Source organism: Christiangramia crocea (assembly GCF_022410465.1).
GTDB lineage: Bacteria > Bacteroidota > Bacteroidia > Flavobacteriales > Flavobacteriaceae > Christiangramia > Christiangramia crocea.
The window spans coordinates 85,969-104,006 of the sequence record NZ_JAJSON010000027.1; the positions used below are offsets into that span (position 1 = coordinate 85,969).

Consider the following 18,038-nt stretch of genomic DNA (forward strand, 5'->3'; position numbering starts at 1 on the left):
TTATCTTGAGATCGTTTGTTTTCTGTCCGGTCCTACAGAGACCATCTTAATAGGTACTTCAAGTTCCTTTTCCAGGAAATCAACATAATCATTGAACTCCTTCGGGAGGTCTGAAGGATCTGTAAGTTTCGTCAGGTCTTCTTTCCAGCCTTTTACTTCGGTGTAAATGGGTTCAACATTCTCAGGTTCGATATTATAAGGTAAATGCGTTATTTCCTCACCTTTATATTTGTAAGCTGTACAAACCTTCAGGGTTTCAAATCCACTTAATACATCACCTTTCATCATGATGAGTTGTGTAATTCCGTTCACCTGAACCGCATATTTCAGGGCTACAAGGTCCAGCCAGCCACAACGTCTTTTTCTTCCGGTGGTGGCACCAAATTCATTTCCTACACGGCCCATAGTCTCTCCTACTTCGTCAAAAAGTTCAGTAGGGAAGGGGCCACTACCCACACGGGTGGTATAGGCTTTAAAAATACCAAATGCCTCGCCTATCTGTCTTGGTGCAACTCCAAGTCCGGTGCAAGCTCCGGCCGCAGTGGTATTGGAGGAGGTTACGAAAGGATAGGTTCCGAAATCTATATCAAGTAATGAACCCTGGGCGCCTTCCGCCAGGATTGTCTTCCCGCTTTTAATGGACTGCTGTAGATACTCTTCGCTATCAATAAAAGTAAGCTCCTTTAAGGTTTCAACAGCTTTGCAAAATTCCTTTTCAAGATCCTTCAGGTCATACTGAACATCCACATCATAAAAGGCGATCATTTTTTCATGTTTATCGGCCAGAGCCCGATACCTGTCTTTCCAGTCCTCAAGTTCAAGATCACCAACACGTAGTCCGTTCCTTCCGGTCTTATCCATATAAGTAGGGCCAATTCCTTTTAGAGTAGAACCAATCTTTGCCTTTCCTTTGGCAGCTTCAGAAGCCGCGTCAAGAAGGCGGTGTGTAGGAAGTATAAGATGTGCCTTTCTGGAAATAAGCAACTTGGACTTATAGTCAATATTATGTTTTGCCAGGTTATCCAGTTCCTTCTTGAAGATCACCGGGTCTATTACCACCCCGTTACCTACAAGATTGATGCTGTTATCGTGGAAAATTCCTGATGGAATTGTATGTAGCACATGTTTTTGTCCGTCGAACTCCAAAGTGTGTCCTGCATTGGGACCACCCTGAAAACGTCCAATAATATCGTATTTTGAGGTAAGTACGTCGACTATTTTGCCTTTTCCTTCATCACCCCATTGAAGACCTAGTAGTAAATCTACTGCCATGAAATTTTAAACTTAATTGGTTGATTTTTTGTTGCCGTAAAAGTATAAAGAATGCTTTTTAATCTCAATATCAAAAACCTCTTCTATAGTTTGTTTGATACTTTGGATCCTGGGATCACAAAATTCAATCACTTCTCCGGTATCGGTAAGTATAATATGATCGTGCTGACGGTCAAAATATGATTTCTCATACTGGGCCTGATTTTGCCCGAACTGATGTTTACGCACAAGGCCGCACTCCAGTAATAACTCAATAGTGTTATAAAGTGTAGCCCGGCTCACACGGTATTTTTTATTCTTCATTTTGATATAAAGAGACTCTATATCAAAGTGGTCATCAGAATTATAAATCTCCTGGAGAATAGCAAAACGTTCCGGAGTTTTCCGGTGTCCTTTTTCCTCAAGATATTTAGTGAAAACGTTTTTAACGACCGCCTGATCGTTTTTATTTACGACTTTTTTGCTCATAATTTGCTCTGCAAAGGTAAAAGTTTATTCACGGCTAACCTTGTCTATCCCGTTAATTTTTTTCAGCCGTTGAATGATGGTATTCAGGATATTATTATTCTTTACAACCAGTGTGATCCGGCCACTAAATATCCCGTCTGAACTGTCAAAATTCAGGTTTTTCATATTCACGTGCATATTACTGGATATTTCCTGGGTAACCTCGCTCACTAATCCAATATTGTCTATACCCTGCAGTTTGATAACGGCCACAAAATCCTGTTGTGAACTGTCTATCCATTTTGCCTGAATGATCCTGTAGGCATAGTTGCTCTGAAGTTGTAAGGCATTGGGGCAATCCTTTTTATGAACTTTGATCCCGTCGTTCACCGAAATAAATCCGAATACATTATCACCGGGAATAGGATTACAGCAATTAGCAAGTTTATATTCCAGTTTTTCTTCTTCTTTCCCGAAGACGAGCTGGTCATATTTTGCCGTAATTTCTTCCTTGTTCAGATCGGAAGAAACTGAAGGCTTCTTAATCTTGCTCTTGAAATAGCTCACTAGGGCATTACTTCTTGACGAGGCAAAATCCTTGAGCATCTGGTTGTCTATTTTACCAATTCCTACCCGGTAAAAAAGGTCCAGGCTGGTTTTTAAATTAAAGAATACCGCCAGTTCATTGATGGTTTTCTCGTTGAACTGTATCTTCTGGGCCTTTAGTTTTCTGGCCAGGACGGCTTTTCCCTCTTCGGCGATCTCTTTTTTCTCTTCTTTTAGTGAAGATTTGATCTTGGCTCTTGCTCTGGCCGTATTCGCATAATCAAGCCAGTTGATATTTGGTTTGGCATTGTCTGAAGTAATGATCTCCACCTGATCGCCGCTTTTTAATTCATGGCTTAATGGAACCAGCTTTTGATTCACCCTTGCACCTCTTGTATGCAAACCTATTTCGGTATGTATGCTGAAGGCGAAATCTAATGGCGTAGAACCTTTAGGCAGGGATTTCAGATCTCCCTGTGGGGTAAATACAAAGATCTCCTTTGAATATAGATTTAACTTGAATTGTTCTACGAAATCTACCGCATTGATATCAGGATTTTCAAGGGCTTCCTGTAAACGGGTCACCCATTCTTCAAAACCTCTTTCTTCCTTACTACTTCCCTGTTTGTATTTATAGTGGGCGGCATAACCTTTTTCGGCGATCTCGTTCATGCGCTCACTCCTAATCTGAACTTCTACCCATCGGCCTTTAGGCCCCATCACTGTAATGTGAAGTGCTTCATACCCGGTGGATTTTGGGGATGATATCCAGTCCCTTAATCGGGTTGGGTTAGGGCGGAAGTGGTCTGTAACTATCGAATAGATCTTCCAGGCCAGAAATTTTTCCTGTGCAGGTTCACTTTTATAAATGATCCTGATGGCGAACTTGTCATAAACTTCATCAAAACTGATGTTCTGGGCTTTGATCTTCCGGTTTATGGAATAGATCGATTTTGGCCGGCCTTTGATCTCATATTCAAGGTCCTCCCTATCCAGTGAATCCTGTATCACCTTGCTGAATTCCTTAATATAAGCATCCTGTTCTTCCTTGCTTTCCTTAATCTTGGTAAGAATATCATGATAAACTTCAGGCTCGGTATATTTTAGTCCGAGATCTTCAAGTTCGGTCTTGATATTATAAAGACCTATCCGGTGCGCCAGGGGTGCATAGATATAAAGGGTTTCTGAAGCGATCTTCACTTGTTTGTCTGCCCTCATCACATCCATGGTCTGCATATTATGTAGCCGGTCTGCGATCTTGATAATAATTACCCTGACGTCGTCGTTCAGGGTAAGTAGCATTTTCCTGAAATTCTCTGCCTGAAGGGAAACATCCTTGTCTTTTTTCAGGCTGGAAATTTTGGTAAGTCCGTCTACGATCTTAGCCACCGTCTCTCCGAACATTTTTTTCAGATCTTCAAGAGTGTACTTTGTATCCTCAACAACATCGTGGAGGAGGGCAGCCGCAATGGAGGTGGCATCCAGACCAATTTCTGAAGCTACTATTTTAGCTACTGCTATCGGGTGAAATATATAGGCCTCTCCAGATTTTCGTCGCTGGTCCTTATGTGCATCCACAGCAGTATCAAACGCCTTTCTGATGAGCTTTTTATCTTCATCGCTAAGGGTTTGATAGCTAATGCGAAGCAGTTCTTTATACTGCCTGGCTATTTGCTTGTTTTCTTTTTCTATAGCTGCCTCTGTCATAGGTTAAAAATACAATTAAGATGGAAATGACACAACTAAAAACCAGTCTTCAAATTGCGGTAGCGCTGTAACAGACTGGGATGGGAGTAATGTACGAAAATATAGGCCTTGTGCGGTGTTAAATTGCTCAAAGTGTTTTTAGACAACTTTTTTAAACTGGAAATAAGCGAGTCCCCATTATAGGTGAATTTAGCATAATTATCGGCCTGATATTCAAATTTTCGGGAAATATAGTTCATGATAAGTCCAGTGATCTCAGAGATCGGACTGTAAAGTATTCCGAAGGCGACAAGGCCAATATGAAAACTGGGCTGGGAAACTCCCAGAACTTCTGAAAGCACCGGATTCCCAATAAAAAGGGAGAGAAGCCAAAGAGTAAATCCTGTGGTAAGTATTGATGCTACAAGGTTCACAATAATATGATTCTTTTTATAATGTCCAACTTCATGTGCCAGCACGGCTACGATCTCCTCCTCTTCAAGATCATTGATAAGGGTATCATAAAGCGTGATCCTTTTTTCCCTTCCAAAACCTGAGAAATAGGCATTAGCCTTGGTGCTTCTTTTGGAACCGTCAATCACGAAGATATTATCCAGCTGGAAACCTACGCTTTTGGCGTATTGCTCTATTTTCGTACGTAAGGATCCCTCTTCCAGGGGAGTTTGTTTGTTGAACAAAGGAACTATAAGCTTAGCGTAGAACATATTCATGAATACCGAAAATACAGCTATGAGTATCCAGGCATACCACCAGAAATCATCCCCGGCTATCTGGTAGAACCATACTATGAGGGCAAGAATCCCACCGCCAATTATTGCGGTCATGGCCAGGCCTTTAAGTTTGTCAAGCACGAAAGTGCCCTTGGTGGTTTTATTGAACCCGTATTTCTCTTCAATTACAAAAGTGCTGTACCAGGAAAAGGGGGTCATAAGAATATCACTTCCCAGCATTATTATTCCAAAAAAGATAAGGGCTACGAGAATGGAATTATCGCTGATACCCCTTGCTATCTGATCTACCCAGGAAAAACCATCAAAAATGATAAAACCAAGCGTCAGCAATACTGAAAATGTGGAGGTGATCATTCCAAATTTGAACCTTTCCTTTTTATATCGCTGGGATTTTTCATATTCCTCCTTGTCATAAACATCTGAGAGTTCTTCCGGAATAGGATCGTTGAAATGCTTTGCATTCAGCGCATCAAGGATCTTATCGATCAAAAAGTCAATTACTATTATCGCAATTATGATATAGAAAAGGGTTTCGGGTGTCAAATTCTGCTGTTTTTATTTTAAGTCAACAATTCGTTGTCTTTTCGCCTCAAAAATAAGAATTCCGGCTGCTACAGAAACATTCATGGAATCTATTTCACCATGCATGGGGATAATGATGTTCTGAGTGGCATTTTTCAGCCATTCATCGCTCAGTCCCGTAGCTTCTGTTCCCATTACAATTGCTGATGCTTCTTTAAAATCGATCTCGTGATAGGGTCTTGAAGCCTGCAAAGCGGCAGCGTAAATATTGATATTATGTCGCTTAAGAAAATCAATAATTTCAGTAGTGGAGCCTGTTGCTATCTGGTTGGTAAAAACACAGCCTACACTGCTTCTTATAATATTCGGGTTGTAAAGATCGGTCTTCGGATTTGCGATGATCACGGCATCTACCGCTGCAGCATCTGCTGTCCTCAGGATCGCACCTATATTACCAGGTTTTTCAGGAGCTTCTGCAATAAGGATCAGTGGATTGGAATTATTGAAGGCGATATCCTCAAGATCATGAGCTCTCGACTTAAAAACCGCGATCAATCCTTCCGTGCTGCCCCTGTAAGCCACTTTTTCATAAACCTCTTTGGTGATCTCAATAATCTCAGCAGGTTCGTTGTTGCCTGATCTGGCGATATTCAGCACATCCTGAAACTGTATTAGATCAGGAGTAAAATAAAGCTGAAGGGGCTCATAGTCTCCTTTTACAGCCAGTGCCGTTTCTCTTTGTCCCTCCACAATAAAAACATTTTCCTTCCTGCGATTACGGGATTTTTCCTGTAATTGCAGCAATCGCTTGATTTCCTTATTATGTGGACTGGTGATTTTCTTGAGCATGGCGATAAAAATACGTATATATCAGGCATAAAAAAAGGTTGTCTAAAATTGATGTACTCTTATTCTGAATAGTCTCCCCGAGCGGAGTCGAGAGGTCAGGATAAGAAGCTGAAATCAAAGATTAAAAGGCTTAAAAAATTTCAGCTTTACAAAATAATTTTAGACAACCTTTTGAAAGTTAAAAAACTCTATTCGCTTTCCTTGGTTTCCTGATTTTCATATTTCTCAGAATAACGTTTCCATAATTCTGTTTGGTGAGACTCAAGGCTTATTTCCCTTCCATCGATAAAGGCACGAGTTAGCCTGTTCGTTCTCATATCAAGTGCATCACCTTCAGAAATGAACAAGGTAGCCGATTTTCCTTTTTCAAGACTTCCGTAGTTATCATCGATGCCAAGGATCTTAGCAGTGTTTAGTGTGATAAGCTGAAGCGCCTCTTCCTTGTCCATCCCGAATGCAGCAACCGTACCTGCATAGAAAGGCAGGTTTCTGGTGTTCATCCTTTCCATTTGTCCGCTGCTTTCCAGGCCAACCAAAACACCTTCATCCTGAAGTAGTTTAGCTAATTTGTATGGGTAATCGTAATCTTCATAAGCCATATCGGGTGTACTGTGAGGACGGTTTACAAGAACAGGCACTTCATTTTCTTTAAGCTGTCTGGCAACTCCCGTGGCATGGTAACCACCAACAATCACAAACCCATCCAGGTTCTGATCCTTTTTGAATTGTATCGCGTCAAGTATTTCCTTTTCCCCGTTTACGTGTACAAATACCTTTTTATCTCCACTGAAAACTGCTTCCATGGCTTCATACGGCAGGTTGGTATAATCCTGGTCACCCGCAAGGTAAGCCTTAGCTTCATTGAAGAAATCTGCCAGTTTCTGAATTTCTTCAGTGTACTCCTTATTAGGTTTTAGGTTTGGATCCTCACCTCTCCACCAGCGGCCTCTGCTATAGGCTTCCGGCCAGTTGATATGCAAGCCGTCATCTTCTTTAACAACAGCATCCTCCCAATTCCATGCGTCGAACTGGACTATAGAGGAAGTTCCTGAAACAAGTCCGCCACGAGGCACAATCTGTCCCATTAGTACACCATTAGGCCTCATGGATTCCACGATCTTACTTTCGGCGTTATATGCGATTAAACTTCTTACATTTGGAAGGATCTCACCAATCTCGTCCTGGTCTAATGTTGGTCTTACGGCTGCGATCTCTACCAGTCCCAGAGTTGAATTTGGTGCGATAAAGCCCGGATATACATGCTTGCCTTCTGCCTCAATTATCTGCCCTCTGTACTGCATCTTGGTAGTGGTGGCATCCATCACCTGGGTGAGCTTACCATTCTCAAAGATTATCAGGCTGTTCTCTATCACTTCTCCGTTACCCAGATGAGCGGTAGCGCCAACTATGGTCACTGCTTCACTCTGTTCGGAAGCCGGAGTTTGTTGTGCAAAACTATTTCCTGAAATTATCAGGAATGCTATTAAAATATAATTAAATACTGATTTCATTTTTTGTCAATTTTTTATTGAACCTCTTCAAGAAGATCACAGTGAACTCTTTGTTTTTCCTTTTTTGTCACAGGCTGAGTCTTGACCCCGTTATTCTTAGCCTTTAACATCTGTCCTATAAGCTCATTGCGCTCCTTTTTGATCGCCTCCCTCATTTTCTGGTCACGCTCTATATCAAAATAGAAGATACCTTCTATCATAGTTTTTTCAGGTTTAGCATAAATTGAAAGCGGGTGATCATTCCAAAGAACAAGATCAGCCTGCTTTCCGGTCTTTATACTTCCTACAAGATCATCTACATGCAAAAGTTTGGCCGGATTGATGGTCACCATTTTCCAGGCATCTTCCTCGCTCATTCCACCGTATTTCACACTTTTCGCAGCTTCCTGGTTCAGTCTTCGGCTCATTTCGCTATCATCACTATTGATGGCAACGGTAAGTCCTACTTCGTTCATGATGGCAGCGTTGTAGGGAATGGCATCATTCACTTCATATTTATAGGCCCACCAGTCGGAAAAAGTAGAAGCTCCCACACCATGTTCTTTCATTTTATCGGCAACCTTGTAACCCTCAAGAATGTGTGTGAAAGTATTGATATTGAAATCAAATGCCTCAGCAACTTTCATAAGCATATTGATCTCACTCTGAATATAGGAGTGGGAGGTCACAAACCGCTCTCCGTTAAGGATCTCAACAAGAGTTTCCATCTCTATATCTTTACGGAAATCTTGACCACTTTCTTTCTGACTTTCATAGGCTTTTGCACGACTGAAATAATCGGTAAACACCTGTTCAACTCCCATTCTTGTTTGAGGGAACCTCACAGTGCTACCCCAGTTGGATTGCTTTACATTCTCACCAAGTGCGAATTTGATGAAAGGCGGCGCCTGTTCAAAGATCAAATCTTCTGCAGATTCGCCCCATTTCAGTTTTAATATTGCTGATTGCCCCCCAATAGGATTGGCAGAACCATGTAATAGCTGAATAGTGGTTACTCCCCCGGCAAGATTCCGGTAAATATTGATATCGGTAGGATCTACCACATCTTCCATTTGAACTTCAGCAGAAGAATTATGCCCGGCCTCATTTATATCTGACGCCGCGATATGCGAATGTTCATCTACGATACCAGCGGTAAGATGTTTACCTGTAGCATCTATCACCCTGGCACCGCCAGCGTTAAGGTTCTCACCAATGCGAACGATCTCTCCGTTCTTTACAAGAACATCTGTATTTTCAAGGACTCCGTCTTCTTCACTGGTCCAGACAGTTGCGTTTTTGAAAAGTACATTTTCCTGTTTTGGTTTTTCAGTAAACCCATAAGCAATGTTCGGGTAGGTTACCGGCATTATTTCATGGGTATTATCTTTTTTATCCTTATCCTCTTTTTTCTCTGCATCACCTTTCCTGGTAGCCGTAAAAGAAGACTCCTTTCCATCAGGCAGAATCGCCCTTCCAGAGATCATGTCGGTTTTGGAAGGTACATTCGCTGAGAGTCTTATGAATTCGGTTTTGGTGGTATCAGGAGAAGACAGTAAAAGGTTCATCCAGTTATCTTCAAAGCTGAGTTTGGACCCGATTTTAGTCTCACCCGTTTTTACTTCAGCTTTAGGCTTGGAAGGCTCTCCGGTAATGCTAAGCTCATAATCTTTTCCATTGACTTTCAGATCATATTTACCGGTAATATTGGTAATATTCATATTTTCAATGATCTTCTTTTCTCCCTGTATCCAATTCTCATAAAGGGTGGTCTCCTTATCAAAATAGTCACCTGAGGTGATAATGAAATTAGCCCATGCACCTTCCTTAATTACTCCAATTTTTCCCTGCTGACCTATAGTTTTGGCAGGTACTGTAGTTAATGCGGCAAGCGCGGCTTCTTTGCTCAGTCCGTATTCGATCGCTTTTAGAAGATTGGCCTTGAATTCTTTTTCAGCGTCTATTGAATGGGTAGTAATGGTAAAAGGAACCTTATTTTCTGAAAGCATCTTAAGATTGGCCGGTGCCTGATTCCATTCACGCATTTCTTCCAGGCTTAACTGATTTGCCAGGTATGGATTCTCCACATCATACGCCTCCGGAAATTTTAAAGGCATGATATAGGTAGCGTTCGAAGATTTTATTTTGTCCAGTCTCTGGTATTCCTTTCCGCTTCCAAGTATTACATACTGGATTCCGAATTCGTCTCCAACCTTATCGGCTCTAAGCTCGTTCAATAGGTTATCTGTAGCGAATATCTGTACAAGATCTTTATTTTTAGTAAGGGCTTCCAGGGCAAGATCTTTATTTTTGGCATTACCACCTGCATACCATTCGGCATTCAGATAAGCCTGACGAATCAACGCCATGGTTCCCATAATTGAAGTAGGATAGGACTGTCTTGACTGTACACTCTTATCAAAAGAAAGATATTGAGCTGATCTTTCATTAAGTATCCTGTCGCCTTCACTTACATTAGGAGTTAAGGCTACCAGCATTCCGGTACCTCTTATGATCCCGTCAGGAACATGAGTGTTCACCACTCCGAATCCTGCCTTATGGAATTTTTCCGCTTCCTTTAAATCGAAGCTGAAATTAGCAACCGCTTCGGTATCAGGTCTAATGTGATCGTTCCAGTAGTATCCTTCCCGGCCGGCATCGTACTGCGGCTGACTGCCATTTTCGGCCTTCTTTGGATCCGGGATTCCAAAATCGCTGTAAAGATCAATAAAGGAAGGGTAAACTTCTTTTCCTTTAAGGTCTACCACAGTGCTATTTGCAGGAAGGTTTATAGATTTTCCAACTGCAGTAATCCTGCCCTCCTTTATCGCAAACATTCCATTATCGATAATAGTTTGCGGGTCTACATGTATCCTGGCATTCTTAAAAACAGTGTAGTTGGTGTTTCGGGACTTTACACCATCATTCTTTGGAAAGTATTCCTGTGAATGGACGCTGAAGGCGCTAAGGAATACTCCCAAAATCAGTAATTTTAATCTCATAAAATTGAAGGGTTTTAAATAAAAATAATGTGCTCTGAATTTAGAGGGGCTTAAAGTACTAAATTTTCGATAATCTGAAGTTTTTATTAAAATGCATTTCGGGAATCATCAAAATAATTCACCAGTAAAGCCACTACGTAGCTGTAACTTTTCATTCCTTCAGCTTGGTTATTAACTATAAGATAGCGGTTGTAAGTAGCCTGAAAAACGGGTTCAAAAGGATTGGTGTGCTTAAGCCAGAATTCTTCCACCTCCCTGTAATTCTCAAGTATCCCGGGATTCATTTTGGCAGTCATCTCCTTTACTTTTTCAGGTTCCCGGCGGTAGATCTCGCTGAGACAGTAGCTTAAGGCAAAGGTAAAACCGGAATACCTGAAATAAGGATCAGGATGGTTCATCGTAGCCAGGCAGGCTATGAAATTTGCTTCGTTCTCCTTTGCAAAACCCAGCTGATGCCCAATTTCATGACTTGCGGTAGTGGGGATCTTATAGGGGACGATAATAGTATTTACCTGAGCCTCGTTGGTAAGAGGATTCAGGTAGCCATTGAACCCCATATAAGTAAGTGGAAGGCTGTATATTGATCGTTTTAAAGCTTCACCATTATAGGTGAAATCGGGAAAATCTTTCTGAAGATGATCATAACCCTTCAGGGTAATATCGAAAAGTTCTTTTTTTGTGAAATCATAATGAACCTTAACCGAGTCATTTTCGGCTAATTCAGAATGAAGCTTATTCGATTCAGAGATAAGTGTTTCTGTTAGTGATATCAGCTTTTCAGTGGTATAATCATTTTCGATTCCCAGGCTTTTATGAAGGGGTAAACGGTAATAATTGAAGCCCCAGAAAAGATGAAAACAGAAGTATATTACAGAAAGACTGGCCAGTGCATCGGGGATCCATATTTTCGGGTTTCTGAATTTCTGGCTTATTCTTCGTACGATCCATGCGATAAGCAGAATGATTAGCGATGCATATAAAAAATCACCCAGTGAAAATGGAACGATCCCCAGACTGTATCTCATGATTTTTGAGATCAGAGGATATAATCCATGAGAATAATACTCCTCAATAAAATATGGGTAGCCCTTAAGTATATTGATACCGATGATCTGGACAGGTAAGAATATGGCGAGTAGTAGAACAGATTTTCTCTTCACGGCTTAAAAATACAAATATTTAGCAGGCCTCAAATTTTTGAAATCGGTCAAATAAAATACCTTTGTGAAGATACCAAAAAATACAAGAATGAATGAAGATATAAGGGCGCTGGAGCCCAAAGTTTTATGGAATAAGTTTGCAGACCTAAATGCAGTTCCCAGACCTTCCAAAAAGGAGGAGCGGGTTATAGAATTCATCAAAAAATTCGGTAATGATCTTGGTCTTAAAACGCAGGTGGATGAAGTAGGAAATGTGGTGATTAGCAAACCGGCTACAAAAGGAATGGGGAATCGTAAGAAGATTGTATTACAGGCCCACCTGGATATGGTACATCAAAAGAATAATGATACCGATTTTGATTTTGAAAATCAGGGGATCGAGATGTATGTTGATGGCGACTGGGTTAGAGCCAGAGGAACTACCTTGGGAGCCGATAACGGACTTGGAGTAGCTACCATGATGGCAATTCTGGAAAGCGATTCTATAGAGCATCCGGACCTGGAAGCCCTTTTCACAATTGATGAAGAAACAGGTATGACCGGAGCCAAGGGTCTTAGCCCGGAGATCCTGGAAGGTGAGATCCTGCTTAATCTGGATACCGAAGAGGATGATGAGATAGGCATTGGTTGTGCCGGGGGAGTAGACATTACAGCAACTAAATCTTATGAAGAGGAAAAAATGCCAGATAGTTACCGCTCCTATTCTGTAGAGGTTAAAGGACTTATGGGCGGCCATTCGGGGATGGATATCATCAAGGGTCTTGGTAATGCCAACAAACTTATGAATCGTTTGCTGATCAATACCACCGATGATTTTAAACTAAGGATTTCTGAAATTAATGGTGGCGGACTAAGAAATGCCATTCCACGGGAGAGTGAAGCTGTTATTGCTTTACCGGAAACGGAAGAGGAAAGCTTTAAAAAGGAATTTGAAGATCGGGTTAAAAATATAAAAGCGGAATATGCTTCACCTGAACCCAATCTTTCTATAGAGCTGATCAGGATCGCTTCCCAGTCAAAAGTGATGGATCTCAATTCCCAGCGGGAGCTTGTGCTTGCGATTGCCGGGGCTCATAATGGCGTTTACAGGATGAGTCCGGAAATTGACGGATTGGTTGAAGCCTCGAATAATATAGCTAATGTTACGCTGAAGGACGGTGAGATACATATTAAATGTCTTACCAGGAGTTCGGTTGATTCTACAAAAGATGACCTGGCCAATTCTATAAGATCTGTATTTGAACTGGCAGGATTTAAGGTGGAACTATCGGGAGAATATCCGGGTTGGGCTCCAAACAATGACTCTGCAATTCTTAAGACACTGGACGGTATCTACCAGAGAGTAAATGGTGAAAAAGCACATATTGCCGCATGCCATGCCGGTCTTGAATGCGGTATCATAGGAAGCCATTATCCGGGAATGGATATGATCTCATTTGGTCCTACCATCAAGGGAGCTCATTCACCCGATGAGAGAGCCAGTATAAAATCTGCACAGAAGTACTGGGAATTCTTACTGGAAGTTCTTAAGAATATTCCTGAGAATTAGTAACTCTTAATAGATAGTAGAAATAAAGTATAAAGTGCTTTTAGTAGTTGTTTAGACCCTGAAACTAGTTCAGGATGACGAAAAAATAGGAAGCGCCACGCAGATGCGTGGGGCTTTTTTTATTCAGTTTAGAGTCGATTATTCAGCGATTCCGGTCATTTCCAGTTTGAAGATAAGATCGGTGTTTGGAGGTATAACTCCACCTGCGCCTCTTTCTCCATAGCCAAGATGACTTGGGATCCAGATAACAGCTTTATCGCCCACCTGCATCTGCTGAAGGCCTTCTTTAAATCCAGGAATCATAGGTGCATCTGGGCCATATTGCATTGGCATTGCACCGTAACCTCCCTGGGCTGCTCTTTGCTCATTGAAGATGCCCATTTCTTTAGCTATTTCTTCTTTGTTGGTATCGAAAATAGTTCCATCGGCAAAATAACCTTCATAAAGCACATTTACTTTCTGACCGCTCTGTGGTTTTTCACCATCGCCTTCATTTTCGAAATAGATCTTTAATCCGCTTTCCAGGGAATCAGCTTCACCTTCAAGAGCTGCAAATTCCTGAGATTTTTCAGCTTTCATTTCTCCCATTTTCTGCGCCTGAGCTTCTTTTTCAGCTTCAATTTCTCCTAACTGATTTTCCAAAACCTCCGGTGCCTTGAAGTTTTTTGCGGCACTTCCTTTTCTGATAATATTCACCTCATTCATAACTACGTCTTCTACAGGCCGATCACGAGGGCCAGTTTCAACCTTTCCAATGGCGTCAACCACATCAAGGCCTTTTACGACTTTTCCGAAAACAGTATGTCTGGGATCCAGTTGCTGAACAGGTCCAAGAGTAATAAAGAACTGACTTCCGTTGGTGCCAGGTCCGGCATTGGCCATTGAAAGTGTCCCTTTTTCATCATGACTTAACGAATCTGAAAATTCATCAGGAAACTTGTAACCAGGACCACCACTTCCGGTTCCGGTTGGGTCTCCCCCCTGGATTACAAATCCATCTATGATTCTGTGAAAGATAAGGCCGTCATAATATTTCTTGCCTTTGTAAGTGCTGTCTACCATTTCACTGGTGCCTTCGGCAAGGGAAACGAAATTGGCAACCGTCATTGGGGTTTCCTCAAAATACAGTTCGGCAATTATAGGTCCCATGGAAGTTTTGAATTCTACATACATTCCGTCTTCCAGTTCAGGATATTCCTCATTGCATGAGAACAGCGATAAAGCGATTGTTAACAGTAAAAAAATACTTCTTGTTTTCATTCTTGATTATTGGTTTCGTTATTTGTTTGCTCTTCTTTTATATTATGCAATGTGACTTTGGCTATAATAGGGACATTGCTACCTATTTTTTCTTTATCTCCGTAATATCCAAAGGCTTTATGGGAAGGGAAGAGGAAGGTTACGGTCTCACCTTCTTTCATGAGTTTTAGTCCCTGCCTGAGGCCGGTAAATAATTTTTCTCTGTCTATGGCGTATTCCCGGGTTGGCTTTTCTCCTTCGCCGTAGATAGGTTCTCCTTCAATGGTGGAAATTGAATAGTCAAAGACTACTACATCACCGAATTCCGGAGTTTCAATATTTGTAGTATCGGTGGACTTCTCATTATAATAATACCAGAATCCATCGGCGGAGGTTAGATATTCGGTATCCGGATTTTTACCCATCACCTGTTTGATATAATCTTCTTCTTCGGCTATCATCTCTCTGTTCCTTTCAACAGATTCATCAATATAGGAGCCGCTATTCTGCGAGACGGGATATCTTGCTTCTGGCGACTTGCATGCCGAAAAAAACAAGAATAATACTATTGTTGCTATTATTTTCATTTCGTGAGCTCTTCGGTGTATTGAGGAAGTATCTTGTTAAATTTTACGATGGTGTTGTTTAATGATAGATCACTTTTTCCGCCAGCTGCATTGATGTGTCCGCCGCCATCAAAATGGGCTCTTGCAAACTTATTCACATCAAAATCGCCTTTAGATCTGAAAGATATCTTGACCATATCCTCATTTTCCTTTTCTATAAATATAACCGCGAAAATTATACCTTCTAAAGCGAGTCCGTAATTCACGAATCCCTCGGTGTCTCCTTTTTTGAAATTATGCCGGTCCAGTTCTTCCTGTGACAGGCTGATGTACGCCGTTCTGAGCTCTTTATTTACTTTAAGGTTCTTGAGAGCCGTCCCCAGTAATTGTAATTTGTCTTCTGAGTTTGTATCATAAATATTATTGTGTATCTGGTCATTCTTTGCTCCCTTATCCATAAGATCGGCTATCACCCTGTGAGTATCACTGGAAGTGGAACTGAAGCGGAAAGAACCCGTATCGGTCATTATCCCGGTATAAAGACAGGTAGCAATTTGCGGAGTGATCTTCTTATTGGCCCTTAATTTATCCAGGAATCTGTACACCATCTCACATGTGGAACTCATTTTGGAGTTACTATAAGTATAGTCGGCATAATCTGATGGTTCCTGATGATGATCTATCATCACGAAAACAGCTTCTGAAGCCAGCAGAGATTCCTGCACAAGTCCGCATCTGGACAGATGATTGAAATCCAAGGTAAAGACGATCTCGGCTTTATTTATAAGTTCGTCAGACAGCCCTTTATTTGAATCGTAAATAATGACCTCTTCGCTTCCCGGGAGCCATTTTAAAAACTGCGGATAATCGTTAGGTGCTATTACATGAACCGTATGACCCTTATCCTTTAAAAAGTGATAAAGCCCCAACGATGCACCCATTGCATCTCCATCCGGGCCTTTATGAGGCACTATTACAATATTTTCGGCCGTATCCAGTTCGGCCGTGATTTCAAGTATTCTAGTATCAATCATAAGCGAGGCTAAATATACAATTTAATAATACTTAAGAAATACCCAAGGCTCTAAATTTCAAATGATGTTCAGGTTTTTAAGGCATTTTCAGAAATTTTAGTAGGCGAAAGCAGATAAGGCAAAAGTGTTCTTTACTAAACTTTAGCTTCAATAAGCTCTTCGTAGAAATGTTATGGATGGATAGCAGACTTTAGCGGGATTTCCGACCTTAATCCCGGGAAATCAACATAAACCTCCAAAGGTCTTGTATATGGAATGGAATTAATTATTTTTGCACCAAATTTAAAAACCATAAAATGGCAGGAAACAGAACATTTACCATGATAAAGCCTGATGCAGTTGAAGACGGGCATATAGGTGCAATCTTAGAACAAATAACAGCTTCAGGATTTAGAATTGTGGCGATGAAGCTTACTCAAATGACTCAGAGAGATGCTGAAACTTTTTATGCGATCCATAAAGAGCGTCCGTTTTTTGGGGAACTTGTTGAGTTTATGACCCGCGGACCAATTGTTGCCGCTATCCTTGAAAAGGAGAATGCTGTGGAAGACTTTAGAACCCTTATTGGAGCTACAAATCCTGAGGATGCTGCTGAAGGTACAATTAGAAAGAAATACGCCAAGAACGTGGGAGAGAATGCAGTTCACGGAAGTGACAGCGATGAAAATGCTGAAATTGAAGGCGCTTTTCATTTTTCAGGAAGAGAGATGTTCTAAGTATATTTCAGAAATATATGGAAGCCGGATTTTTATGATCCGGCTTTTTTTATGCTTTTTTCGGAATACCCAGAAAGACTTCTGGCTGGCTAGATGCAAGCAGACTTGCCGCAAGGGTAACAGCATTGATATCCAGGTACTTTGTCCACGTAACCGATTTCTGATTCTCCATATCCAGCCAGAAATTTTCTATTTCATTGGCCAGCAGATCATAGCACTGCATCTGAGCCGTTGAAATACTATGGATATCCAGTTTGTTTTTCATGCCTTTTAAAATTCGTATTCCCAGGGATAGTCCACACTCCCTAAAAGCAAGCCTTTGGCTGGCATCATTACTCAGGTCCTGTCTTTGAAAATTGTTAAGACTTTGTATGCTTTCCTGCAAAAGCTCTTCTGAATTCAGGCTCATCGCGTGGTTGTCTTTTTCCAGGACCACCGCTTTCACACTGTCTATGAGCAGGCCACCTATACCAAGTGCATCACTGGTGATCCAGGTTTGTTGGCGGCACATGCTTTCAAAAGACCTTAGCATATAATCGAATTGTGAAGTCCGGTCTGGAAATTTTCTTAGAATTACTGACGTACAAACGAGTCCCTCCAGCGGATCATGGGCTCCCATACTTGAAACCAAAGGATGAGAGAGTTCGGTGTTCATTTTCCAGTACATTTTCGGGTCCTGGTTTCCGTTCACTATAAAAGCTGAACTGGCTGCCAGCAATTCTGCCGCCCATCTTGAATACTGGTCATTTTCAGATTCATTTCCTGCCTGCATAAGGGCAGTTATCCATTTGGTAAGATAATGAAAATACTGCCCGTCCTTTTCCCATTCGAGGTGTTGGTTATAAGCTTCATTCTTTTTACGTTCCGGCAGCCTTTTACCAATTCTAAGTCCGCCAGCTGTAGGGTGAAATTGAGCTTTTTCACCTGATAATCCGCTGATCCATCCTTTTCTTTTATCTCCGGGATGATATTTGCCCAGGTGTTGATGTACCAGATCAATAAGCTGAAATGCTTTGTTTCTAAAAGCACTCTTCCCGGTATTGTGATAAAGAGCAAACAGGCAGTTTACCGCGAAAGCATCGGTCCATAAATAGCGTCTGTCAGGATCTCCCTTGGCTGAGATCAATCCAGTTCTTTCAGTAAAGCCATTTATCAGCTTTTTCGCCTGGTTAGTTTTTATTTCTATTGTTTCAGTTTTCATCACAGGA

14 protein-coding genes are annotated in these 18,038 nt (G+C 41.3%); 2 read left to right on the forward strand and 12 right to left on the reverse strand.

From position 1 onward, the window contains the following. The 8 genes from LU635_RS15885 to LU635_RS15920 form a co-directional block, all read right to left on the reverse strand. A complete protein-coding gene (locus LU635_RS15885; protein WP_240100502.1) occupies nt 1–1,272 on the reverse strand; it encodes an adenylosuccinate synthase in 1,272 nt (423 codons plus the stop codon). A 12-nt stretch (nt 1,273–1,284) separates the two neighbouring features. Beyond that, nucleotides 1,285–1,740, reverse strand: coding sequence for a Fur family transcriptional regulator (locus LU635_RS15890; protein ID WP_026934828.1), 456 nt, complete (start codon nt 1,738–1,740; stop codon nt 1,285–1,287). A 24-nt stretch (nt 1,741–1,764) separates the two neighbouring features. Continuing rightward, the gene (locus LU635_RS15895; RefSeq protein WP_240100503.1) at nt 1,765–3,972 is read right to left on the reverse strand and encodes a RelA/SpoT family protein; all 2,208 of its coding nucleotides are present in this window, start codon (nt 3,970–3,972) and stop codon (nt 1,765–1,767) included. A gap of 35 nt (nt 3,973–4,007) precedes the next feature. Continuing rightward, complete coding sequence (locus LU635_RS15900; RefSeq protein ID WP_240100504.1) at nt 4,008–5,246, reverse strand: M48 family metallopeptidase; 1,239 nt, start codon at nt 5,244–5,246, stop codon at nt 4,008–4,010. A 12-nt stretch (nt 5,247–5,258) separates the two neighbouring features. Beyond that, the gene (locus LU635_RS15905; RefSeq protein ID WP_240100505.1) at nt 5,259–6,074 is read right to left on the reverse strand and encodes a TrmH family RNA methyltransferase; all 816 of its coding nucleotides are present in this window, start codon (nt 6,072–6,074) and stop codon (nt 5,259–5,261) included. A gap of 188 nt (nt 6,075–6,262) precedes the next feature. Continuing rightward, the gene (locus tag LU635_RS15910; protein WP_240100506.1) at nt 6,263–7,585 is read right to left on the reverse strand and encodes an amidohydrolase family protein; all 1,323 of its coding nucleotides are present in this window, start codon (nt 7,583–7,585) and stop codon (nt 6,263–6,265) included. Nucleotides 7,586–7,599: 14 nt separating this feature from the next. After that, nucleotides 7,600–10,566 (reverse strand): amidohydrolase family protein, encoded by a 2,967-nt coding sequence (locus LU635_RS15915; protein ID WP_240100507.1) that lies wholly within the window; start codon nt 10,564–10,566, stop codon nt 7,600–7,602. An 86-nt stretch (nt 10,567–10,652) separates the two neighbouring features. Next, nucleotides 10,653–11,726 carry a DUF3810 domain-containing protein gene (locus tag LU635_RS15920; RefSeq protein ID WP_240100508.1) on the reverse strand — a complete coding sequence of 358 codons (1,074 nt, stop codon included), beginning with the start codon at nt 11,724–11,726 and terminating at the stop codon, nt 10,653–10,655. An 88-nt stretch (nt 11,727–11,814) separates the two neighbouring features. On the opposite strand from LU635_RS15920, the gene LU635_RS15925 reads away from it, so the two are divergent. Beyond that, a complete protein-coding gene (locus LU635_RS15925; RefSeq protein WP_240100510.1) occupies nt 11,815–13,275 on the forward strand; it encodes an aminoacyl-histidine dipeptidase in 1,461 nt (486 codons plus the stop codon). Between the two features lie 138 nt (nt 13,276–13,413). On the opposite strand, the gene LU635_RS15930 is transcribed toward LU635_RS15925, so the two are convergent. The 3 genes from LU635_RS15930 to LU635_RS15940 are packed head-to-tail and all read right to left on the reverse strand — an operon-like array spanning nt 13,414 to nt 16,114. Beyond that, nucleotides 13,414–14,535, reverse strand: coding sequence for a peptidylprolyl isomerase (locus LU635_RS15930; protein WP_240100511.1), 1,122 nt, complete (start codon nt 14,533–14,535; stop codon nt 13,414–13,416). Continuing rightward, entirely contained in the window at nt 14,532–15,101 is a 570-nt protein-coding gene (gldI, locus tag LU635_RS15935; protein ID WP_240100513.1) for a gliding motility-associated peptidyl-prolyl isomerase GldI, read from the reverse strand. The genes LU635_RS15930 and gldI overlap by 4 nt, the downstream gene beginning before the upstream one ends. Then, entirely contained in the window at nt 15,098–16,114 is a 1,017-nt protein-coding gene (locus tag LU635_RS15940; RefSeq protein WP_240100515.1) for a DHH family phosphoesterase, read from the reverse strand. Before LU635_RS15940 ends, gldI begins: the two co-directional genes overlap by 4 nt. 296 nt (nt 16,115–16,410) lie before the next feature. On the opposite strand from LU635_RS15940, the gene LU635_RS15945 reads away from it, so the two are divergent. Further along, nucleotides 16,411–16,830, forward strand: a complete 420-nt coding sequence (locus LU635_RS15945; RefSeq protein ID WP_240100517.1) for a nucleoside-diphosphate kinase — start codon at nt 16,411–16,413, stop codon at nt 16,828–16,830. A 49-nt stretch (nt 16,831–16,879) separates the two neighbouring features. Here the strand turns inward: LU635_RS15945 and LU635_RS15950 are convergent, their stop codons facing one another. Continuing rightward, nucleotides 16,880–18,031: a hypothetical protein gene (locus LU635_RS15950; protein ID WP_240100519.1), complete on the reverse strand. Its 1,152-nt coding sequence runs from the start codon at nt 18,029–18,031 to the stop codon at nt 16,880–16,882. Nucleotides 18,032–18,038 lie beyond the last annotated feature (7 nt).

Bases quoted from the DNA above. Each gene is read 5' to 3' on its own strand.
- LU635_RS15915 (WP_240100507.1), bottom strand. From the start codon at position 10,566: ATGAGATTAAAATTACTGATTTTGGGAGTATTCCTTAGCGCCTTCAGC.
- LU635_RS15925 (WP_240100510.1), top strand. From the start codon at position 11,815: ATGAATGAAGATATAAGGGCGCTGGAGCCCAAAGTTTTATGGAATAAG.
- LU635_RS15945 (WP_240100517.1), top strand. From the start codon at position 16,411: ATGGCAGGAAACAGAACATTTACCATGATAAAGCCTGATGCAGTTGAA.
- LU635_RS15890 (WP_026934828.1), bottom strand. From the start codon at position 1,740: ATGAGCAAAAAAGTCGTAAATAAAAACGATCAGGCGGTCGTTAAAAAC.
- LU635_RS15905 (WP_240100505.1), bottom strand. From the start codon at position 6,074: ATGCTCAAGAAAATCACCAGTCCACATAATAAGGAAATCAAGCGATTG.
- LU635_RS15940 (WP_240100515.1), bottom strand. From the start codon at position 16,114: ATGATTGATACTAGAATACTTGAAATCACGGCCGAACTGGATACGGCC.
- LU635_RS15895 (WP_240100503.1), bottom strand. From the start codon at position 3,972: ATGACAGAGGCAGCTATAGAAAAAGAAAACAAGCAAATAGCCAGGCAG.
- gldI (WP_240100513.1), bottom strand. From the start codon at position 15,101: ATGAAAATAATAGCAACAATAGTATTATTCTTGTTTTTTTCGGCATGC.
- LU635_RS15930 (WP_240100511.1), bottom strand. From the start codon at position 14,535: ATGAAAACAAGAAGTATTTTTTTACTGTTAACAATCGCTTTATCGCTG.
- LU635_RS15950 (WP_240100519.1), bottom strand. From the start codon at position 18,031: ATGAAAACTGAAACAATAGAAATAAAAACTAACCAGGCGAAAAAGCTG.
- LU635_RS15910 (WP_240100506.1), bottom strand. From the start codon at position 7,585: ATGAAATCAGTATTTAATTATATTTTAATAGCATTCCTGATAATTTCA.
- LU635_RS15885 (WP_240100502.1), bottom strand. From the start codon at position 1,272: ATGGCAGTAGATTTACTACTAGGTCTTCAATGGGGTGATGAAGGAAAA.